Origin of the sequence: Hydrogenophaga sp. (assembly GCF_028698005.1) — a bacterium.
In the GTDB taxonomy this organism is placed as follows: Bacteria; Pseudomonadota; Gammaproteobacteria; order Burkholderiales; family Burkholderiaceae_C; genus Hydrogenophaga.
The window spans coordinates 1-2,796 of the sequence record NZ_JAQVEJ010000259.1; the positions used below are offsets into that span (position 1 = coordinate 1).

General features: G+C 68.6%; 4 protein-coding genes. All 4 read left to right on the forward strand.

Annotated elements, in window-relative coordinates; all coding sequences use genetic code 11:
* A partial coding sequence (locus PHQ87_RS15700) for a transketolase C-terminal domain-containing protein (protein ID WP_300236456.1) occupies window positions 1-822 on the forward strand: 822 nt, incomplete at its 5' end.
* The gene (gph, locus tag PHQ87_RS15705; protein ID WP_300236459.1) at window positions 819-1,505 is read left to right on the forward strand and encodes a phosphoglycolate phosphatase; all 687 of its coding nucleotides are present in this window, start codon (window positions 819-821) and stop codon (window positions 1,503-1,505) included. The genes PHQ87_RS15700 and gph, both read left to right, overlap by 4 nt.
* 47 nt (window positions 1,506-1,552) lie before the next feature.
* Complete coding sequence (gap, locus tag PHQ87_RS15710; protein ID WP_300236462.1) at window positions 1,553-2,569, forward strand: type I glyceraldehyde-3-phosphate dehydrogenase; 1,017 nt, start codon at window positions 1,553-1,555, stop codon at window positions 2,567-2,569.
* Window positions 2,566-2,796, forward strand: a 231-nt coding sequence (pgk, locus tag PHQ87_RS15715) for a phosphoglycerate kinase (protein WP_300236465.1), incomplete at its 3' end; no start/stop codon positions are given. The genes gap and pgk, both read left to right, overlap by 4 nt.

Below are 2,796 nucleotides of genomic sequence, written 5' to 3' on the forward strand. Positions count from 1 at the left end.
AGCTACGGCGTGCGCGAGTTCGGCATGGCGGCGATCATGAACGGCATCGCGCTGCACGGCGGCTTCATTCCCTACGGTGGCACCTTCCTGGCCTTCAGCGACTACAGCCGCAACGCCATCCGCATGGCCGCGCTGATGAAGCTGCAGGTGGTCCACGTCTTTACCCACGACAGCATCGGCCTGGGCGAGGACGGCCCGACGCACCAGCCGGTGGAGCACGTGCCGAGCCTGCGCCTCGTGCCCGGCCTGGACGTGTGGCGTCCGGCCGATGCGCTGGAGACCGCCGTGGCCTGGGCCTGTGCGCTGGAGCGCCGCGACGGCCCGACGGCACTCGTCCTGTCACGCCAGGGCCTGCCGCAACTCGGCGGCGCGGCGCGGGCGGATGCCGTGCGGCGCGGCGGCTACGTGGTTTCGGACATGCCCGGCGCGCGGGCCACGCTCCTGGCCACCGGTTCCGAGGTGGCGCTGGCGGTGCAGGCGCAGGCCGCGCTGGCGGCCGACGGCATCGCCACGCGGGTGGTGTCCATGCCCTGTACCCAGCGCTTCGACCAGCAGGACGCCGCCTGGCAGGACCAGGTGCTCGCGCCCGCGCTGCCGGCGGTGGCCGTCGAGGCCGCGCACCCGGATTTCTGGCGCAAGTACGTGGGCCGCACGGGCCGGGTGGTGGGCATGACGACCTTCGGTGAATCGGCGCCCGCCCAGGAACTCTATGCCCATTTCGGCTTCACGCCGGCACGGCTGGCCGATGAAGTGCGTGCGCTGCTGGGCCAGCGCGAGCCCGGCGCCAGCCCTTGCGCCCCGGCGCCGGTGGAGGTGATATGAACGCAGCCGTTGAACAAGCGTCCATGGACCTGGTGATGTTCGACCTGGACGGCACGCTGGTGGCCACCGCCGCCGAGATCGGCGACGCCGTCAATGACACCCTGGCGCGCTTCGGCATGCCGGCGGTCGGGCTGGGCCAGGTGCAGCACTGGATCGGCCATGGTACGCGCGAGCTGCTGATCCAGGCGCTGGCATGGGCGGGCGGCACGAGCGCGCAGGTGGTGCGCGCCAGCCGCAGCCTGCGACTGGCGGCTGGCGAGTTCGACCGCCACTACCAGCAGCGCAGCGGCACGCGCAGCAGGCTCTATCCGCAGGTGCTGGAAACGCTCACGGCCTTGCGGGCGCGGGCCGTCAAGCTGGCCGTGGTCACCAACAAGGAAAGCCGCTACACGGCCGCCGTGCTCGACGCGCACGGCCTCGCGCCGCTGTTCGACCGCGTCGTCAGCGGCGACACCTTGCCCACCAGAAAACCGGACCCCGCGGGCATCCTGAGCTGCCTGGCCGAGTTCGGCACGCCCGCGCATCGCGCGCTGTTCGTCGGCGACTCCTCGATCGACGTCGCCACCGCGCGCAACGCGGGCGTGCCGGTGTGGGCTGTGCCCTATGGCTACAACATGGGCAAGCCCATCGCCGAGAGCGCGCCCGATCGCGTCATCGCCGACCTGTCGGCGCTGCTCGGCTGAGTCATCGACTTTCCGACCTTCCCTCCTCTTGACCCTGACCGTACCCCATGCCCCAGAAAACGCCTCTTCGACTCGGTATCAACGGATTCGGCCGCATCGGCCGCAACGTGCTGCGCAGCGCGATCCAGAACTTCCCGGACATCGAGATCGTTGCCATCAACGACCTGCTGGAGCCCGAGTGCCTGGCCTACATGCTCCAGTACGACAGCGTGCACGGCCGCTTCAAGGGGACGGTCAAGGTCGAGGGCAGCCACATCGTCGTCAACGGCAAGACCATCCGCCTGACGCAGGAGCGTGATCCGGCCAACCTCAAGTGGAACGAAGTCGGTGCCGACGTGGTCATCGAATCCACCGGCCTGTTCCTGGACAAGGCCACCGCCCAGAAGCACCTGGACGCCGGCGCGAAAAAGGTCATCCTCTCGGCCCCCTCCAAGGACGACACCCCCATGTTCGTCTTCGGCGTCAACGACAAGACCTACGCCGGCCAGGCCATCATCTCTAACGCCAGCTGCACCACCAACTGCCTGGCCCCGGTGGCCAAGGTGCTGCACGACAAGTGGGGGATCAAGCGCGGGCTGATGACCACGGTGCACGCGGCCACGGCCACGCAAAAGACCGTGGACGGCCCCAGCAACAAGGACTGGCGCGGCGGCCGCGGCATCCTGGAGAACATCATCCCCTCCAGCACCGGTGCGGCCAAGGCCGTGGGCGTGGTGATCCCCGAGCTGAACAAGAAGCTGACCGGCATGTCCTTCCGGGTGCCCACGAGCGATGTGTCGGTGGTGGACCTGACGGTGGAACTGAACAGCGAAGCCAGCTACGAAGAGATCAAGGCCGAGATGAAGGCGCAGAGCGAAGGCGCCCTCAAGGGCATCCTGGGCTACACGGAAGACAAGGTGGTGGCCACGGACTTCCGCGGCGAGACCTGCACCTCGGTGTTCGATGCCGACGCGGGCATCGCGCTGGACAAGACCTTCGTGAAGGTGGTGAGCTGGTACGACAACGAGTGGGGCTACTCGAACAAGTGCCTGGAGATGGCGCGCGTGGTGGGTGGCCTGCGATGAAAGCGCTGCGCTTCAGCGACGTGTGCGCGAGTGGCTTCGCGGAGGGCAAGAAGGTCTTCATCCGCGCGGACCTCAATGTGCCTCTGGCACCCGACGGTGCCATCACCGAAGACACGCGTGTGCGTGCCTCGGTGCCGGCGATCCGCATGGCGCTGGATGCGGGTGCCGCCGTCATGGTCACCTCGCACCTGGGTCGTCCCACCGAAGGCGAGTTCAAGCCCGAGGAC